Below are 17,216 nucleotides of genomic sequence, written 5' to 3'. Positions count from 1 at the left end.
GACAGAGTTCAAGAGGAATGAACCATACTTTCCCGTTGGCGAATAAATTTATTGTAGGCAAGGGCTACCACCGTTGCCATAGGCAGCACGTATCGGTTCGTGACAATCTGTCCATGAAATGGTCAGGTGTGGATGGTTTTCTGACAGTCAAGCGGTGAGAGAGTGGAGGCCGGAGAGGCGACGCCCCTCCGGCACGTCCGATCAGGAAAAGAGCGCGTTGGCTTCGGCCTTTTCGAGCAGTAGCCTGGGCGGCGCGAAGCGGTCCCCGTGCTGCTGGGCCAGTTCCCGGGCGCGCTCGGTAAATGCCCGCACGCCGTACTGATTGATGAACTGGATGGCCCCGCCGGTCCAGGGCGCGTAACCGATACCGAAGATGCTGCCGATGTTGGCATCCTCCACGGTGCGCAGAACCCCCTCCTCGAGACAGCGAACGGTCTCAATGGCCTGGATGAACAGGATCCGATCTTTCAGGTCCTGGAGGGCGACCGACGATGCCTTGTCCGTGTCCACATAAAGCCGCTCCAACTCAGGCCAGAGGTGTTTTTTCCCGTTTTCCGGGTAGTCGTAGAAGCCGGCACCCGCGGCCTTGCCCTTGCGTCCCTGCTCATTGACCATCTGGTCGATCACGGCCTCGGCCGGATGTGGATGCCAGGTGCCACCCGCCGCTTCGGTGTCCTTTTTACTCTGATCGCGAATGTGCTGCATCAGCGTCATGCTGACTTCGTCAGAGATGGCCAGTGGGCCAACGGGCATACCGGCGAGCAGTCCAGCGTTTTCAATGCTGGCGGGGTGGATGCCTTCTCCCAGCATGCTGATGCCTTCATTGACAAAGGTGCCGAACACCCGTGAGGTGAAGAAGCCGCGGCTGTCGTTGACCACGATCGGGATCTTGCCAATCTGCTGCACGTAGTCGAAGGCACGCGCCAGAGTGTCATCGGACGTTTTTTCACCCACGATAATTTCGACCAACTGCATCTTGTCCACCGGGGAGAAGAAATGCAGGCCGATAAAGTGATCGGGCCGGGCTGACGCTTCCGCCAACTGGGTGATGGGGATGGTCGAGGTGTTGGAAGCGAAGATGCCATTGGGCGCCAGTTTGGGCTCGGCCTCCCGGGTGACGGTCGCCTTCAGGTCGCTGTCCTCGAAGACCGCTTCGATGACCAGATCGCAACCGTCCAGATTCCCGGCGCTGTCCGTTGGGGTGATGCGACTGAGGATGTCGGCTTTTTGCTCCTCGGTCATACGGCCACGGCTGACTTTCTTGGCCAGCAGTGTCTCCGAGTAACGTTTGCCTTTTTCGGCGTTCTCGACGGAAACGTCTTTCAGGACCACCTCAATACCACGGGTGGCAGTGGAGTAGGCAATGCCCGCGCCCATCATGCCGGCGCCCAGCACGCCGACCTTGCGGAAGGTTTCCCGGGCCACGCCTTCGGGGCGGCTGCCGCCGGCTTTGATGGCGTTTAGCTGGAACCAGAAGGTGCCGGTCATGTTCTTCGCCACCTGGCCAATCACCAGCTCCGCAAAATATCGGGTCTCGATCAGGCTGCCGTTGTCGAAGTCCACCTGCGCACCTTCAACGGCAGCCGAAAGAATGCGCTCTGGCGCCGGATAGCAACCCCGGGTTTTTTGCTTGAGCATGGCCGGTGCAATAGCCAGTTTCTGGGCCATGGCCGGGTGATGCGGCGCTCCCCCCGGAAATTTGAAGCCTTTCTGGTCCCAGGGTTGCTGGCACGTGGGGTTGGCCTCGATGAAAGACCGGGCCATGGCCATCATTTCGTCCGGCGACTCAGCCAGCTCATTAACGATGCCCGCCTTGAGGGCGGCGTTCGGGTTCACTTTTTTGCCTTCCATCAGATATGGGAAAGCCGCCTCAAGGCCAATCATGCGCGGCAGGCGCTGGGTTCCGCCTCCGCCGGGCAGCAATCCCAGAGTGACCTCAGGCAGGCCCAACTGAATGCTTTCATCATTCAGCACAACGCGGTGATGGCACGCCAGGGCGATCTCCAGCCCGCCGCCGAGCGCACTGCCGTTGATGGCCGCGACCACCGGCTTGCCAATGGTCTCGAGGAATCGCATGTCGGCTTTCAGGCCATTCACCATGTCTTCGAACGTTTGGGCATCCTCGCGGGTGACCTTGTGCAGCTCGGTCAGGTCGCCACCGGCAAAGAAGGTTTTCTTGGCGGAAGTGATGACAATGCCGCGAATCTTGTCCAGATCGGCTTTCACCTTTGCGGCTGTGTCTGTCAGCGCTTCCCGGAACGCTGCGTTCATGGTGTTGGCGGATTGCCCGGGCATGTCGATGGTCAGGGTCAGAATCTGGTCTGAACCCAGGTCGTAACGGATAGCACTCATAATCGGTTCTCCTGTCAGAAAAAGGGTCGGGTTCAGACGCGTTCAATGATGGTGGCAATCCCCATGCCGCCGCCGACGCACAGGGTGGCGAGGCCATAACGCAGTTCCCGGCGTTCCAGCTCGTCCATCAGGGTGCCCAGAATCATGGCGCCGGTAGCGCCGAGCGGGTGGCCCATGGCGATGGCGCCGCCATTCACATTCACTTTCTCATCAGGAACGGATAACTCCCGCTGGAAGCGCATCACCACCGAGGCAAAGGCTTCGTTAACCTCGAACAGGTCAATCTGGTCAACGGTCATGCCGGCCTTTTCCAGGGCCTTGCGGGCCGCCGGAGCCGGGCCGGTCAACATAATGGTGGGGTCGGTGCTGGTGACGGCGGTGGCGACAATCCGGGCTCGCGGCTTGAGGCCCAAGGTTTTGCCCTTCGCTTCACTGCCAATCAGCAGGGCGGTAGCGCCGTCCACAATTCCTGAGGAGTTACCGGCGTGGTGCACGTGGTTGATCTTCTCCACGTAGTGGTACTTCTCCCGGGCGACACCGTCAAAGCCCATCTCTCCCATCATCTGGAACGAGGGCTTGAGGCCCGCCAGGGACTCGATGGAGGCATTGCCGCGAACGTGCTCGTCCCGATCCAGGATGACCACGCCATTCTGGTCGGTGACCGGGATAATGGACTTGGCAAAATAGCCGTTCTGCCAGGCGTTCGCGGCTTTTTGCTGGGACTTGACCGCGAATCCGTCGACGTCTTCCCGGCTGAAGCCTTCAATGGTGGCAATCAGATCGGCGCCAATGCCCTGGGGCATAAACCCGGTGTGTAAGTTGGTTTCCGGATCGGTCGCCCAGGCGCCGCCGTCAGAACCCATGGGGACACGGGACATGGCTTCCACCCCTCCGGCAACCACCAGGTCTTCCCATCCGGACCGCACCTTCATGGCCGCCAGATTGACGGCTTCCAGTCCGGAGGCACAGAACCGGTTGAGGGTGACGCCTGCCACTTTTTCATCCCAGTCGGCTGCCAGTGCGGCGGTCTTGGCGATGTCCGCGCCCTGGTCGCCAACGGCAGTGACGCAGCCCATGACGATGTCATCAACCTGGGCCGTGTCCAGGCTATTCCTCTCCTGCAGCGCGTTGAGCACGGTTTTCAGCAGCGTGATGGGTTTGACGCTGTGAAGGGAACCGTCTTTTTTGCCGCGACCTCGGGGGGTGCGGACTGCATCGAAGATATACGCCTCGGTGGTCATTGTCTGTCCTCTGGTGATGGTTGGTTCAGAAATTACTTCCGTTGGCGTAACCATAGCCGGTAGCAGGGACCGGTTGTAATGACGACGGCTGCCAATTGCATTGGCAAAATTGCTCAGCCGCCATGACAAGCGACCTGGCGACTTCTATGGTTAAAGATAAGGGCGTGGGAATGTGGGAGGCACCGTGTTATGTCCCTCAGAGATGCCATCGACAACTTTTACGAACGGCTGGTGCTGGATGCCATCGACGCAACCCGGCAGGACGCAGATAACGCGGATTACCTGACCGACGTGATGTGTGTTGCGCTGAATCACCTGCCGGCCCGGTATTACCGGCACTCCATTGACATGATGTTCTTTCTGCCCGACGAGGAATTGAAGAGCATGAAAGAAAAATCCCTGGCCGAGGTGAAGGCGGCCAGGGATTTTGTCAGCGAGCATCAACGGGGCTGAATCCCCGGTGGTGCGTTATGCCGGTACCAGTGCAGCCAGAGCGTTGTTGAGACGCTGGGCGAGGGCCTGATCCGGTGCGGAATCGGAGGCCAGGAGGCACCAGCACGCAACCAGCTTCTCCAGTTCCTGGATTCCGTTGCTCGCCTGTTCAGACGACCCCATGCCTTCCGCGAGGCGCTGGACCTGAATCTCCATCCGGCGCTGCTGATCGGCATCCGGTGACGTGACGCCCGCGAGAATTTCGGCGCGAATAACTAACTCGCCGTGGTCGAGAGGATCTTGCCCTGCGGCCAGCGCCGGCCAGTGATCGGGAACCTGCGCTTCGTCTGAGGGCCCGTCCGTGCGTGCCATGACCAGTGACTGCCAGGCACTGACATTCGCCCGCAATTGCTGATCCGTCAGAGCTTGCTTCAGTCGCCGCTTTTCGCTCTGCACCTTGTCTTTGAGTACCGGTGACAACGCCGACACCGAAAGGTCGTTCAGCCGAGTGAGTGCACCCGCCAGGGTGGCCCCGTCATCGGCGCTGGTTAGCGTCTCGATTTCCCCAAGCACTGGTGTTGCCGCATCATCGGCTGCCTGAGCCGCCTGCTGTTGCTCATTTCGCTGAGCATCGCGGCGGCCGAAAATCTGGTCGCAGGCTTTCCGGAAGGCCTGCCAGAGTTTGCGGTCCTCCCGGTGGCGGGTGATGCCAATCACTTTCCAGTCCGCCTGCAGGTTCTTCGCCTGGTTCATGGCCTCCTGCAACGGCTCGTGGTCAATCAGGGCATTGGCCTTGTCAACGATCTCCTGTTTCAGAGCTTCGTTTTTCTGGCGTTCCTCGTCGAGGGGGGCTTCAAGTTTCTTCAGCAGGTCATCAAACTGTTTCTGGACCTGCCGATTTTCCCGAAACTCCACTGGCCAGGCCGCCTTCCACTCCTGACGGGCTGTCAGATGGATCTTTTCGGCCGCTTTCCAGTCCATGGTGGACCAGTCGGCGTGGGTCAGGAAATTTTCCAGCTCCGCGCAAATGGCCTTGCGCTTCTCCAGGTTGGCGCGTTTGAGGCCGGATTTTGCCGAAAAATAGTCCTTGCAGGGTTCGTAGGCTTTATCCGACGCCGCCTTGAAACGAGTCCAGAGTGAGCGATCAGAGGAACCCCCAAGGTTGCGCCATTCGTTCTGCAGTTCCTTGATCCGTTCGGCCTTGGCTTCCGGCTCCATGGGCTGATCGGCGAGGTACTCCATCTGCTCGCACAGTTCAATCTGCTTGGGCTCGGTTGCGAAACCAAGCCAGTCACTGAGTTCCCGCAACTGGCCGTTCAATAACTGCAGACGGGCCTGGAACGGTTTGCCGTGGCGACGATCGAGGGATTTGAACTGCTGCTGTGCCGTTTTCAGAAGTTGCCGGGATTCCTTGAGCTGCTTGGCCTCAAGCGCCGCCTCCAGGCTGGCCAGGGTCTTCTCCAGCTCCGCCGCGGTGGTCTTTTGCTTCTCGAGGTCCTCCGTCCTGGCCGGTTGCGATGGCGCGGGCTTGCCCGCCAACTGTCGAACCGGCTCCATCAGTGCCGGCATCGGGAAACCGTCGGGCCAATTGATTTCTCGCAGCAGTGCCTTGGCCTTTTCGCGCCCTTCATTGGCGTGGTCATCCCCGGATGCGCCGTCCGCTGCCAGCTCGGCAAGGGTGTCTTTTTCCTGGGCAGCGCGGCGCACAGCGCTGATGTAGTTGCGCAGGGACAGCATGTTGGCCTCGTAGGCCTTCTGCTGTTGCTTGTCCACGGAGGTGTCCCGTGTCGCTTCCAGCCAGCGGTTTTCCTGGGTTTTCTGGAGAGCGTCCAGAGATGCCACGGAGGGCAGGGTGTCTGGCGCCTGAGCCTTCAGGTCGTCCAGGGTGTTTGACAGCAGGGCCAGGGTTTCTTCCCGTTGTAGCCGTTGCTCTTTCTGGCGTTCTTCATCCGCTTGCGCTGACTGGATCGCTTCCAGGCGCTCCTTGCACCGGTGAATGGCTTCAAGAAAGCTTTGCGCCTGCTCTGCGTTGGCGTGGGATTCGACCTCCGCCCACTGTCGGGTGAGGGCCCCGAGTCGCGCCTCGTAGAGTTTGGTGTCGTCGCTTCGGGCCTGGTCCTTGGCGTGATTGATCAGTGTGGTGATGGTTTGGGACAGGCTGTCCAGCCGCGCCTGTTCTTCACGCAGCTTCTGGAGTGCCTGCCGGACCGTCTGGTACACCGTTTTATCCCGACCTTTGGCTTTCTTCTGAACGTGCTGGAGGTTTTCAGTCTCGGTCAGCCGACCCGCGGCCTCAAGCCGAATGTCAGCCGTAACACCCTCGATGGCCAGTTCCGCGAGCCTGGATTGCTCCGGCGCTCCTTTAAGCGTTTCCAGTTGAGTGTCCCGCAGGCTGGCGCGCGTGTCCTCCTGCTGGGCCGCCGGTGCTTCGTTTCGAGCCTTGCCCGTTGGTTCCGGTGACTTGCGGGATTTGAAGAGTTTCTGGATGAATGCCGCCATAAAGGTATCCTTTGGGATTGAAACCAGTCCTCGGTGTCGGGCAAAGTTATCCGCCACCGGCCTTCGGCTCACCGTAATGGCGAGCCGGGTGCTGTTGCCGGGCACGCCGGCAAGAATGAATGCGGGGGCTAGTCTAGCGTTTTGTACGCGCACGCGGGAAGGGTCTGTATGGCAAAACCGGAAAATCAGGACGATCAGGAATACAAGGCTCGCGCTACTGCCCTCAGGCTTTTGGCAAGGCGGGAACATAGCCGCACGGAGCTGTCGCTGAAGCTGCGGCAGCGCAAAATTGAGGCCGACATTATTGAGGCGGTGCTTGACGACTATGAGGGCGAGGGCTGGCTTGACGATAACCGCTTTGCGGACGTCTATGCCCGACAGAGAATGGATCTCGGCTATGGCCCCTTGCGGATACTCGGCGAGCTCCAGCAGCGCGGTGTGCACCACGAGCCGGCGTGCCTTTCAGACATGAGCGACGAAGACTGGTGTCGCCGGGCGGTGGCGCTCCGGGAAAAGCGCTTCGGATTGTCCGATCTCAACGATGATTGGGACGAGAAAGTACGCCAGGCGCGGTTTCTTAATCGTCGGGGGTTCTCGGCAGGGCAGGTGGAGCGGGCTCTGGAAACCCGCTCCCCGGATCGTTGAATAGGTGCCGGGCCTCTTCTAGAGGGTCGGGGGAATCATGCCCAGCTCGCGGGGCAAGCCGGCTCTCAGATCCGGGAGAGTCTCCCCATCCGTAACGGCACCCGGAGTCCGTGACTTGGAATCCAGGTTGACCACCTCTCCCGGCTGGATGACCGGCGTCTCGGGGCGCTCGGTGATCCGCGCCAGGACATCGTAATAGCGGCGGATATTCTGCACGTACAGAACCGGTTCATGGCCGCGGGCATATCCGAAACGGGTCTTGGTGTACCACTCTTTCTGGGCCAGTAGTGGCAGGAATTCTTTGACATCCATCCAGCGATCGGGGCTCTTGCCACCGCTCTCGGCAAGGCGGCGGGCATCTTCCAGATGACCAAAGCCGACGTTGTAGGACGCGAGCGCAAACCAGGTCCGGTCCGGCTCCGGAATACGTTCCGGGATTCTCTCGTGCACCATGCGGAAGTACTTGGCGCCGCCCTGGATACTTTCTTCAGGGTCCATCCGGTTATTAATGCCGATGTAGCTGGCGGTGTTCCGGGTCAGCATCATCAGGCCACGAACGCCAGTTGGCGATACGGCGTTCGGGCGCCAGTGCGATTCCTGGTAGCCAATGGCCGCAAGCAGGCGCCAGTCGATTCCATACTCGGCCGCGTAATCCTTAAACAGGGACTCGTACTTTGGCAGGCGGTTTTCTACGTGGTGCATGAACGTCCGGGCGCCTACGTAATTCAGTTGGTCCAGGTGTCCATAGAAGCGCTCTGCGAGTTGTGCGAGCGTACCGTCGGCCTGCAGTTTGGCCAGGAATTCGTTGGCAGCTTCGATCAGGGTGTCGTCCTGTTCATCAGGGAACAGCCAGGCCAGTTCTTCGGGTTCCCCCAGGTAGAACGCCTCTTTTACCTGGGGGAAGAAGACGTGATTCAGTTCCAGCTCATTTGAGGAAACCACGGCATAGGAGAATTCGCCGGACTCCACCCGCGCCAGGACGCCCGCGGGGTCAAGGCCGGGATGTACCTGCCAGTCGAAACCGGCTTCTTCGCCCTCAAGCAGGTACTCATGATTGCTCTCTGCAACCAGGTGGAGGGTCTGGCCACTGAGGTCGTCGAGCGAACCCGGTCTTGCGGCATCCCGGTTGTATACCACGACGGACTGGGCCGCAATGCCGGTTGGCAGAATCTTGTACTGACCAGCGATGCCGGGTTGGCCAGACAATCCGGCCAGGCCAATGTGAGCGAAATTTCTTGAAAGGACCGACAGCACTTCCGTGTTGTCATTCGCCACGCGCACCCGAAGCTCGACCCCGAGCTCTTCGGCAAACAGTTTTGCCAACTCGTAGTCATAGCCGGTTGCCCCGTCCCGACCCTCGTAATAGATAGAGGGCGCTTCGCGGGTAATCACGTGCAGAACGTCCTCCGCGAGAACCTCCTGCAATGTGCTTGGGCGCGAGCAGCCGGCAACCGCAATGACGGCACCGAAAAGCAGTGCCGCCTGGGTCGGCGCAGCCGCGAAAGCAGTCAGAAATCTGGACAAGTCCCTAGGCTCCAATACCGCTGGATCGTCGGGATACGTCAGTCAGTGGGGATTGGACGCATCCGGTGTGTCATGGCTGTGGCTTCCGCTTCCACCTTTATATGATCGTCGCTGTTGCTACATTGGTCAATAAAGCTGGTTAATTAACATGCAAAACAATGTCAATTATACAGGATGGATTTAAGGTGACCGGCGCTGTATCCCGACCTCGCTTTCGAGTATCATGGCGGCCTTTCAAATTGCACCCAGGCTTCCCCGTTTCGCGCGATACAGGTTGATATCATGCTTGAACTTCGCGGCGCTCCCGCGCTTTCGCCCTTCCGCTCCCGCAAACTGCATACCCGGATTCAGGATGTTGTGCCTGAAGTCGAGCATGTGTATGCCGAGTTCATGCACTTTGTGGATCTGGAGGATAGCCTTTCCGAATCCGACCAGGCGATTCTCGACCGTCTTCTGACCTACGGCCCGAGTGTCCCGGTGGAGGACCCCGACGGTGTTCTGTTCCTGGTCGTTCCCCGGCCGGGCACTTTGTCCCCGTGGTCGAGCAAGGCCACCGATATCGCACGGAACTGCGGTCTGCGCCAGATTCAACGGATTGAACGCGGTACCGCGTTTTATGTGCGGGCCAACCGCAAGTTGAGCCTGTCCCAGCGTGAAAAAATTGCGGCTCTGCTGCACGACCGCATGACCCAGAAGGTGTTTCACGAAATGGGAGGCGCCGAGCTGTTGTTCAGCCATGAGGAGCCTCGCCCACTGGGTCGGGTGTCGGTACTGGCCGGCGGTCGCTCGGCGCTGGTGGAAGCCAATGCCCGGCTGGGTCTGGCGCTCGCGGAGGATGAGATCGACTACCTCGCGAAATCGTTTACCGATCTCCAGCGGGATCCGACCGACGTCGAGCTGATGATGTTTGCGCAGGCCAACTCGGAGCACTGTCGCCACAAGATCTTCAATGCATCCTGGGATATCGATGGCGAGGGCCAGGAAAAGTCCCTGTTTGCCATGATCCGCAATACCTTCGAGATGAACAGCGAAGGGGTGCTTTCGGCCTACAAGGACAACGCCTCGGTAATCCGTGGCAGTCGCGGCGGCCGTTTCTACCCGGATCCGGAAACCGGCGTCTACGGCTACAACGAAGAAAACATTCACATCCTGATGAAAGTGGAGACCCACAACCATCCGACGGCCATCGCACCGGCTGCGGGTTCGGCAACGGGGTCCGGTGGTGAGATTCGGGATGAGGGCGCAACGGGGCGCGGCTCCAAACCCAAGGCCGGTCTGACCGGTTTCACCGTGTCGAACCTGAATCTGCCCGGCGATCCCCAGCCGTGGGAAATTGGATACGGCAAGCCGGAGCGAATTGCCTCCGCGCTGGATATCATGATCGAAGGTCCCATCGGGGGCGCTTCGTTCAACAACGAATTTGGACGTCCGAATCTGGCCGGCTACTTCCGGACCTTCGAAGAGAAGGTGCCGGGGGCCGCGGGCGAAGAAGTGCGCGGGTACCACAAGCCGATCATGATCGCAGGTGGCCTGGGCAACATCCGTGAGGAGCACGTCGAAAAGGGCACAATCCCCGTCGGCGCCAAGCTGATCGTTCTGGGTGGCCCCTCGATGCTTATCGGACTGGGTGGCGGCGCGGCGTCCTCCATGGACTCCGGCTCAAGCAACGAGAACCTGGATTTTGCCTCGGTCCAGCGTGACAACCCGGAAATGGAACGCCGCTGCCAGGAAGTGATCGACCGTTGCTGGCAGATGGGTGAGCGCAACCCGATCTGTTTCATCCACGACGTGGGTGCCGGCGGCCTGTCCAATGCCATGCCGGAGCTGGTCAAGGATGGCGGACGGGGCGGCAAGTTCGAGCTTCGCGATATTCCGAGCGATGAACCTGGTATGTCGCCCCTGGAGATCTGGTGTAACGAGTCCCAGGAGCGTTATGTCATGGCGGTTGCCCCGGAGAACCTGGAGCAATTCGATGCGCTGTGCCGTCGCGAACGTTGCCCCTACGCTGTCATCGGCGAAGCGACAGAAACACACCATCTGGAGCTGGGCGACTCGTATTTTGACGACAAACCGGTGGATCTGCCGATGGAAGTGCTGTTCGGCAAGCCGCCGCGCATGCATCGCAGTGTGAGCCGCGCGTCCTTCACAAAGCCAATTTTCGATTCCACCAAGATCGATCTGCACGACGCGATTCGCCGTGTCCTGCGTTTGCCGTCGGTGGGCTCCAAGAGTTTCCTGATCACCATCGGGGACCGCACCATCACGGGCCTGGTTGCCCGGGACCAAATGGTGGGGCCCTGGCAGGTGCCGGTGAGTGACGTTGCTGTCACGGCCAGTTCTTTCGATGTCCGGGCGGGCGAGGCCATGGCCATGGGTGAGCGCACCCCGGTCGCGGTGATTGATGCGCCGGCCTCCGGACGAATGGCGGTTGGGGAGGTGGTTACCAACCTCGCAGCAGCATCCATCGCGAAGCTTTCTGACATTCGGCTGTCCGCCAACTGGATGGCCGCTGCTGGGCACCCCGGCGAAGACGAGAATCTTTACGAAACCGTGCGCGCCGTGGGTATGGAACTCTGCCCGGCGCTGGGCATTACCATCCCGGTTGGCAAGGACTCCATGTCCATGAAGACCATGTGGGAAGAGGATAATGGCGAGCAGAAGAGCGTCACTGCCCCCTTGTCCCTGGTCGTGAGTGGGTTTGCACCGGTCACGGACGTGGCCCGGACCCTGACCCCCCAGTTGGTCAAGGATGGCGGTGAAACCGATCTGATCTTGATTGACCTGGCTGCCGGCCAGAATCGGCTTGGTGGATCAGCGCTTGCTCAGGTGTATCGGCAGGTGGGGGCGGTGGCACCGGATCTGGACGACCCCGAGGACATCAAGGCGTTCTTTGCGGTGATCCAGGGCCTGAATGCCGACGCCAAGCTACTGGCCTACCACGACCGCTCGGACGGCGGCTTGTTCGTTACCCTGGCCGAGATGTGCTTTGCCGGTCACACCGGTGTCGACATCAAGCTGGATGGGCTGGCGGAAGATCCGTCCCAGTTCGCCCGAGAGCTGTTCAACGAGGAGCTGGGCGCTGTCATTCAGGTTCGCCGTGACGACACCGGTTTTGTTCTGCAGCAGTTCTCTGCCGCTGGCCTGGGCGACCATACCAGCGTGATCGGTACCCTGAACGAAGACGATCAGCTGCGTCTGACCTTTGAAGGGGAGACGGTGGTTGATGAATCCCGGGTATCCCTGCAGCGTCTGTGGGCGGAAACCAGCTATCGCATCCAATCCCTGCGCGACAACGCGGATTGCGCCCAGGAAGAGTTCGACAATCTGCTGGATGCTTCCGATCCCGGTCTTGGTGCGGACCTCACCTACGACATCAACGACGATGTGGCCGCGCCTTACATCAGTAAGGGCGCGCGTCCAAAAGTTGCGGTGTTGCGGGAGCAGGGCGTCAATGGTCAGGTCGAAATGGCCGCGGCGTTTGATCGTGCGGGATTCGAATCCGTGGACGTCCACATGAGTGATCTGTTGTCCGGTCGCGTGACTCTGGAGGGCTTCAATAGTCTCGTGGCTTGCGGTGGTTTCTCCTACGGGGACGTTCTGGGTGCCGGCGAGGGTTGGGCCAAGTCAATTCTGTTCAGCGATCGGGTACGCGACCAGTTTGCCGGCTTCTTTAATCGTCAGGATACCCTGGCACTTGGGGTCTGTAACGGCTGCCAGATGCTCTCCAATCTGCACGAGCTGATTCCGGGCAGCGAGGGCTGGCCGCGGTTTGTCCGCAATCAGTCGGAGCAGTTTGAAGCGCGCCTGGTGATGGCCGAGGTGATGTCCTCGCCGTCCGCATTCCTTGACGGTATGGCAGGGTCACGCATGCCGATTGCAGTGGCTCATGGCGAGGGGCGGGTCGAGTTTGCGGGCGGAAGCTCTGCTGCTCAGCTCACCGACAATGAACTGGTTGCCCTGAGATACGTGGACAACAGTGGCCAGGCGACGACTCGCTATCCCTTCAACCCGAACGGGTCAGAAGGCGGTATTACCGGCGTCACGACGCGCGATGGTCGAGTCACCATCATGATGCCTCACCCTGAGCGGGTATTCCGGGCGGTTCAGCATTCCTGGCGTCCAGAGGGCTGGCAGGAAGACGGCCCCTGGATTCGTATGTTCAGGAATGCGAGGCGGTGGTTCGGCTAAGCGCCTCGGCTTGAAAAGCCGGCCCTGGAAGGTGTCTGTTCAAGGCATTTTTCACGGTCGGCTTTTTTGTTCCTGTGTGCCCGGTTCCGGCGCGATTTTTAAAGGAGAAAATTCGTAAAATCGGCCAATCTGAGCTTGACTCAGTATTTTTATGCACATTCCTGGTGCCTGGTTGTGCGTTCTGTGTACAAAGAATGAGAATTTGGTTCAATTTTTGTCCTCGATATATAACTATTTGAAAAATAAAGATAAAAGTAATTGGGCGATTTTGTCGCCAATTTAACGGAAGTACAGTGATTACGGGGGCGGGAGCCGTGTTCCCCAAAACTTTCCCCAGAGTTATCCACAGATTCTGTGGGTAAGTGTCTAAGCCATTAATCTGTACAAAAAATACCCGTATTGAAGGAGGGATGATTATGTACAAGCTGTGTTATTTCGTGCCTGAATCTCACCTTGAAACGACCAAGCGTGCGTTGTTCGAAGCCGGCGCCGGCAGGATTGGCGATTACGACAGTTGTGCCTGGCAATGCGCGGGTCAGGGCCAGTTTCGACCGCTTGATGGCAGTGACCCGTTTCTAGGCAAGAAGGGTGCCCTGGAAGTTGTGGATGAGTACAAGGTTGAGCTGGTCTGCGAGGATAATCTGGTGGGCGAGGCGCTTAAAGCGCTCAAGCAGGCTCACCCCTATGAGGAGCCTGCTTACGAAGTGTACCGGATGGAAGAGATGTGATCAGCGTCTGGCCGCAGTGCCTGACATCGGATGGCGAATATCCTGTACGTGCACGCCGAAAGATTCGCGGCGAAAATCCTCAATGAATAACTCGAGCGTCTTCCTGACGGTCGGGAATGACAGTTCATCCCAGGGAATGTCTTCGAGCTCGAACAGCTGGGTTTCGAGGGACTCTTCGCCAGCGCCGAATTGACCGTTCTTGAGGGTGGCCCGGTAGAACATGTGAACCTGGTTGATGTGTGGCACATCAATGATTGAATACAGGCCTTCGATGTGTACTTCGGCCAACGCCTCTTCCATGGTTTCCCGGGCGGCAGCTTCGATGGTGGTTTCGGCGTTTTCCATGAAACCGGCTGGCAGCGTCCAGTAGCCATAACGGGGTTCAATGGCTCGGCGGCACAACAGGATTTTCCCGTTCCAGACCGGAACCGTGCCGGCGACAATGCGCGGGTTCTGGTAATGTATGGTCTCGCAGCTGATGCATACATAGCGGTGGCGGTTATCCCCCTCAGGGATGCGTTGTTCAACCGGATGGCCGCATGTGCTGCAGTACTTCATGTGTTTCCCCGTATACTGGAAATTGGTTAGGTAGTCAGTTTAACCATCGTGGCTGCCTGTGTCTCATCCAACATTGTGATGTTCCACGGAGCTGAAATTTGCGCGATCTACTCGCCGAGCGTTTATCCGGCTACGCACCCCGTCAACTGGCGTTGGATTACCCCGAAGCTGGCGTCCTTGTTCCGGTAACCGACGATCATCGTAACCCGGAAATGGTGTTTACGTTGAGATCCTCGAATCTGAGCACTCATCGTGGTCAGGTTGCTTATCCGGGTGGCAAGCGGGACCCGGGGGATCCGTCTCTGGCTGCTACGGCACTGCGCGAAACCCACGAAGAGATCGGCCTGCCGCCGGAGCACGTCGAGGTCATCGCGCCTCTCAGCCAGGTCATGTCCCGGTACGGTATATTGGTCACGCCGTATGTCGGCGTTATTCCGGTAGATCATCCCCTGGAGCCCAATCCGGATGAAATCGAAAGCGTATTCCGTGTACCCCTGTCGTTCTTCCACGAAGATCGAAGGGAGCGCACAGACGCTCTGAACTTCCTGAATCACACCTTTTATGTTCCCTGCTATCGGTGGGAGCGTTACGAGATCTGGGGGTTATCAGCCGTGGTTCTGGTTGATTTCATGAACGCTGTGTACGATGCCGGAATCGATTTATTGGAACCGCCCCGAGGAGGCTGACATGTTTTACAAGCTGGAAGACCGAAAGCCTGTGTTGAACGGCGACGGTCAGTTTGTTGCGGAGAACGCGACGGTCATTGGCAGTGTGCGCCTGATGGAGAAGGCCAGTGTATGGTTCAACGTGGTCATTCGTGGTGACAATGACCTGATCACCATCGGTCCGGAGAGCAATGTCCAGGACGGATCCGTGCTTCATACCGATCCGGGCATCCCGCTGACATTGGGGCGGGGCGTGACGGTGGGCCACAAGGCAATGCTGCATGGTTGTGACATCGGGGATTACAGTCTGATCGGGATTAATGCCGTTGTTCTCAATGGCGCAAAAATTGGCAAGCATTGCCTGATTGGTGCTAACACGCTGATTCCTGAAGGTATGGAAATACCCGATGGCTCCATGGTGGTTGGGTCGCCGGGCAAGATCAAACGGGAGCTCAACGACAGCCAGAGAAAGATGTTGGAGATGAGTGCGCAGCACTATGTGCAGAATGCCGCGCGTTATCTCGAAACGTTGACAGAGTGCGAGCCCGAAAGATGAGCGTGTCAGATAAAGTGCGGTCGCCGTGTGTTCAGGTTTGCGCCCTGGATGAAAATGATATGTGCATTGGGTGTCAGCGCACCGGCGATGAGATTCTTCGATGGACCCAGATGACCAATGACGAGCGCAGGGAAGTTCTGCGACAGGTCGCCATCCGCGAAGAAAAGGTAGCGCTCTGACGACCCGCATCGGTAACGACGCCCAACAACAGATACTCAGGCAGGCAGTGATATGACAGCAGGTACCAACACAGTTCGAATCGGCACGCCCCTGAAGGGAGGTGCCTTCAAGGTATTGTTTTGCGGCTCGGGTGAGCTGGGTAAAGAAGTGGTCATTGAGCTGCAGCGTTTTGGGGTCGAGGTCATTGCTGTTGATCGGTATGCCGATGCGCCGGCCATGCAGGTGGCTCATCGCAGTCACGTGATCGACATGTTGGATGCGGCAAGCCTTCGTGGCGTTATCGAACAGGAAAGGCCGGATCTTATCGTTCCCGAGATAGAGGCGATTGCGACTCCCGAGCTTGTGAAGCTGGAGGAGGAAGGTTACCGGGTTATCCCGACGGCTCGTGCCGTGAACCTGACCATGAATCGTGAGGGCATACGCCGGCTCGCGGCAGAAGAACTCGGGTTGCCGACCTCGCCGTACCGGTTTGCTGGTAACCGCGAAGAATATCTGGCGGCGGTCGATGAAATCGGATTGCCTCTGGTCGTCAAGCCGGTGATGAGTTCGTCCGGTAAAGGGCAGAGTACGGTCACTTCCGATCCGGATATCGAGTCCGCCTGGGACTACGCTCAGTCCGGCGGACGGGCGGGTAAAGGTCGGGTCATCGTAGAAGGGTTCGTGGATTTCGATTACGAAATCACCCTGCTGACAGTTAAGCACCGTGATGGCGTCTCGTTCTGTGACCCAATTGGGCACCGGCAGGAGGATGGCGATTACCGCGAATCCTGGCAGCCGCAGCCAATGTCGGCATCCGCCCTTGATCGATCCATGGAGATTGCGAGGGCTGTGGTGGAGAATCTCGGCGGCTTCGGTCTGTACGGCGTCGAACTGTTTGTAAAAGGAGACGATGTCTGGTTCTCAGAGGTATCCCCGCGTCCTCATGACACCGGCCTTGTAACCCTGATTTCCCAGGACCTGTCCGAATTCGCTCTACATGCTCGTGCGATCCTTGGATTGCCGATTCCCGCGATTCGGCAGAACGGGCCCTCGGCTTCAGCCGTGATCCTGCCCGAGGGTGACTCTGCTAATGTCTCGTACTGTGGTATTGAACACGCGCTGATTGAGCCAGACACCCAGTTGCGGCTGTTTGGCAAGCCGGAGCTCAAAGGGCGTCGGCGCATGGGGGTGGCGCTGGCACTCGGTGAAACCGTTGAGAAGGCGCGGGAAAAAGCACGGCATTCCGCGGCTGCGGTGAAGGTAGAGCTTTAGTTTTTCCGGTGCTCTACGGTGTTTCTGGACAGGCTCTGGTGTTGGCAAAATGACAGTTTTCGAAAAAACCTGAAACGAACCGTTGACACCTCCGAGCAGGTCTGTAGAATGCGCATCTCTTTCGAGGGGAACGCCACTGAGGCGGGCCAGAAATCGAAGGATAACCGTTTGAAAGTATTGAAGAAAATGAGTTTCAAACTTCTTCAGAAAACGGTTGACAGGGTAGCGATTCAGCGTAGAATGCGCAGCCCGAAACAAGCAGTAAGCCGGGTGGTTTTTCGGCGGTTTCCGGAGACGGAAAACAACGAAAAATAAACGGTTGACAAGGTGGCGGTTCGATGTAGAATACGCGGCCTTGATTGAGCAACGGCTCAAACGCTCTTTAAAAAATTAACCA

Annotated in this window: 13 protein-coding genes; 8 read left to right on the top strand and 5 right to left on the bottom strand. The window is 58.8% G+C overall.

Annotation, left to right across the window (positions count from 1 at the left end):
- Positions 1-201 precede the first annotated feature (201 nt).
- Positions 202-2,352 carry a 3-hydroxyacyl-CoA dehydrogenase NAD-binding domain-containing protein gene (locus KXD86_RS16140; RefSeq protein WP_218637195.1) on the bottom strand — a complete coding sequence of 717 codons (2,151 nt, stop codon included), beginning with the start codon at positions 2,350-2,352 and terminating at the stop codon, positions 202-204.
- A 32-nt stretch (positions 2,353-2,384) separates the two neighbouring features.
- On the bottom strand, positions 2,385-3,593 hold the full coding sequence (locus KXD86_RS16135) for an acetyl-CoA C-acetyltransferase (protein ID WP_218637194.1): 1,209 nt from the start codon (positions 3,591-3,593) through the stop codon (positions 2,385-2,387).
- A gap of 189 nt (positions 3,594-3,782) precedes the next feature.
- On the opposite strand from KXD86_RS16135, the gene KXD86_RS16130 reads away from it, so the two are divergent.
- Positions 3,783-4,046, top strand: coding sequence for a late competence development ComFB family protein (locus tag KXD86_RS16130; protein ID WP_218637193.1), 264 nt, complete (start codon positions 3,783-3,785; stop codon positions 4,044-4,046).
- Positions 4,047-4,061: 15 nt separating this feature from the next.
- On the opposite strand, the gene KXD86_RS16125 is transcribed toward KXD86_RS16130, so the two are convergent.
- Entirely contained in the window at positions 4,062-6,524 is a 2,463-nt protein-coding gene (locus KXD86_RS16125; protein WP_218637192.1) for a DUF349 domain-containing protein, read from the bottom strand.
- Between the two features lie 168 nt (positions 6,525-6,692).
- On the opposite strand from KXD86_RS16125, the gene KXD86_RS16120 reads away from it, so the two are divergent.
- Positions 6,693-7,169 (top strand): regulatory protein RecX, encoded by a 477-nt coding sequence (locus KXD86_RS16120; protein WP_218637191.1) that lies wholly within the window; start codon positions 6,693-6,695, stop codon positions 7,167-7,169.
- A gap of 18 nt (positions 7,170-7,187) precedes the next feature.
- On the opposite strand, the gene mltF is transcribed toward KXD86_RS16120, so the two are convergent.
- The gene (mltF, locus tag KXD86_RS16115; RefSeq protein WP_376770986.1) at positions 7,188-8,645 is read right to left on the bottom strand and encodes a membrane-bound lytic murein transglycosylase MltF; all 1,458 of its coding nucleotides are present in this window, start codon (positions 8,643-8,645) and stop codon (positions 7,188-7,190) included.
- 330 nt (positions 8,646-8,975) lie between these two features.
- Here mltF and purL point away from each other — a divergent pair, with 330 nt between their 5' ends.
- Together purL and KXD86_RS16105 are read left to right on the top strand one after the other, a co-directional pair.
- Positions 8,976-12,881 (top strand): phosphoribosylformylglycinamidine synthase, encoded by a 3,906-nt coding sequence (purL, locus tag KXD86_RS16110; protein WP_218637189.1) that lies wholly within the window; start codon positions 8,976-8,978, stop codon positions 12,879-12,881.
- A 416-nt stretch (positions 12,882-13,297) separates the two neighbouring features.
- On the top strand, positions 13,298-13,609 hold the full coding sequence (locus KXD86_RS16105) for a YqfO family protein (RefSeq protein ID WP_218637188.1): 312 nt from the start codon (positions 13,298-13,300) through the stop codon (positions 13,607-13,609).
- On the opposite strand, the gene KXD86_RS16100 is transcribed toward KXD86_RS16105, so the two are convergent.
- A complete protein-coding gene (locus KXD86_RS16100) occupies positions 13,610-14,167 on the bottom strand; it encodes an NUDIX hydrolase (RefSeq protein ID WP_218637187.1) in 558 nt (185 codons plus the stop codon).
- A 98-nt stretch (positions 14,168-14,265) separates the two neighbouring features.
- Here KXD86_RS16100 and KXD86_RS16095 point away from each other — a divergent pair, with 98 nt between their 5' ends.
- Genes KXD86_RS16095 through purT form a run of 4 tightly spaced genes read left to right on the top strand, consistent with a single transcriptional unit; the run spans position 14,266 to position 16,819 of the window.
- Complete coding sequence (locus KXD86_RS16095) at positions 14,266-14,853, top strand: NUDIX hydrolase (protein WP_218637186.1); 588 nt, start codon at positions 14,266-14,268, stop codon at positions 14,851-14,853.
- Between the two features lies 1 nt (position 14,854).
- Positions 14,855-15,388 (top strand): gamma carbonic anhydrase family protein, encoded by a 534-nt coding sequence (locus tag KXD86_RS16090; protein WP_218637185.1) that lies wholly within the window; start codon positions 14,855-14,857, stop codon positions 15,386-15,388.
- Entirely contained in the window at positions 15,385-15,567 is a 183-nt protein-coding gene (locus tag KXD86_RS16085) for a DUF1289 domain-containing protein (RefSeq protein WP_218637184.1), read from the top strand. Before KXD86_RS16090 ends, KXD86_RS16085 begins: the two co-directional genes overlap by 4 nt.
- A 52-nt stretch (positions 15,568-15,619) precedes the next feature.
- Entirely contained in the window at positions 15,620-16,819 is a 1,200-nt protein-coding gene (gene purT, locus KXD86_RS16080) for a formate-dependent phosphoribosylglycinamide formyltransferase (RefSeq protein WP_218637183.1), read from the top strand.
- Positions 16,820-17,216 lie beyond the last annotated feature (397 nt).

The organism is Marinobacter arenosus (genome assembly GCF_019264345.1).
Classification (GTDB): Bacteria; Pseudomonadota; Gammaproteobacteria; order Pseudomonadales; family Oleiphilaceae; genus Marinobacter; species Marinobacter arenosus.
Note: the sequence above shows the minus strand (reverse complement) of the source record. Positions and strands in the feature narration are given on the sequence as shown.

What these genes read in the sequence shown, in the direction of transcription:
- KXD86_RS16125 (WP_218637192.1), bottom strand. Translation starts at nt 6,524, where the DNA reads ATGGCGGCATTCATCCAGAAACTCTTCAAATCCCGCAAGTCACCGGAA.
- KXD86_RS16090 (WP_218637185.1), top strand. Translation starts at nt 14,855, where the DNA reads ATGTTTTACAAGCTGGAAGACCGAAAGCCTGTGTTGAACGGCGACGGT.
- KXD86_RS16135 (WP_218637194.1), bottom strand. Translation starts at nt 3,593, where the DNA reads ATGACCACCGAGGCGTATATCTTCGATGCAGTCCGCACCCCCCGAGGT.
- purT (WP_218637183.1), top strand. Translation starts at nt 15,620, where the DNA reads ATGACAGCAGGTACCAACACAGTTCGAATCGGCACGCCCCTGAAGGGA.
- KXD86_RS16130 (WP_218637193.1), top strand. Translation starts at nt 3,783, where the DNA reads ATGTCCCTCAGAGATGCCATCGACAACTTTTACGAACGGCTGGTGCTG.
- KXD86_RS16120 (WP_218637191.1), top strand. Translation starts at nt 6,693, where the DNA reads ATGGCAAAACCGGAAAATCAGGACGATCAGGAATACAAGGCTCGCGCT.
- purL (WP_218637189.1), top strand. Translation starts at nt 8,976, where the DNA reads ATGCTTGAACTTCGCGGCGCTCCCGCGCTTTCGCCCTTCCGCTCCCGC.
- KXD86_RS16140 (WP_218637195.1), bottom strand. Translation starts at nt 2,352, where the DNA reads ATGAGTGCTATCCGTTACGACCTGGGTTCAGACCAGATTCTGACCCTG.
- KXD86_RS16085 (WP_218637184.1), top strand. Translation starts at nt 15,385, where the DNA reads ATGAGCGTGTCAGATAAAGTGCGGTCGCCGTGTGTTCAGGTTTGCGCC.
- KXD86_RS16105 (WP_218637188.1), top strand. Translation starts at nt 13,298, where the DNA reads ATGTACAAGCTGTGTTATTTCGTGCCTGAATCTCACCTTGAAACGACC.
- KXD86_RS16100 (WP_218637187.1), bottom strand. Translation starts at nt 14,167, where the DNA reads ATGAAGTACTGCAGCACATGCGGCCATCCGGTTGAACAACGCATCCCT.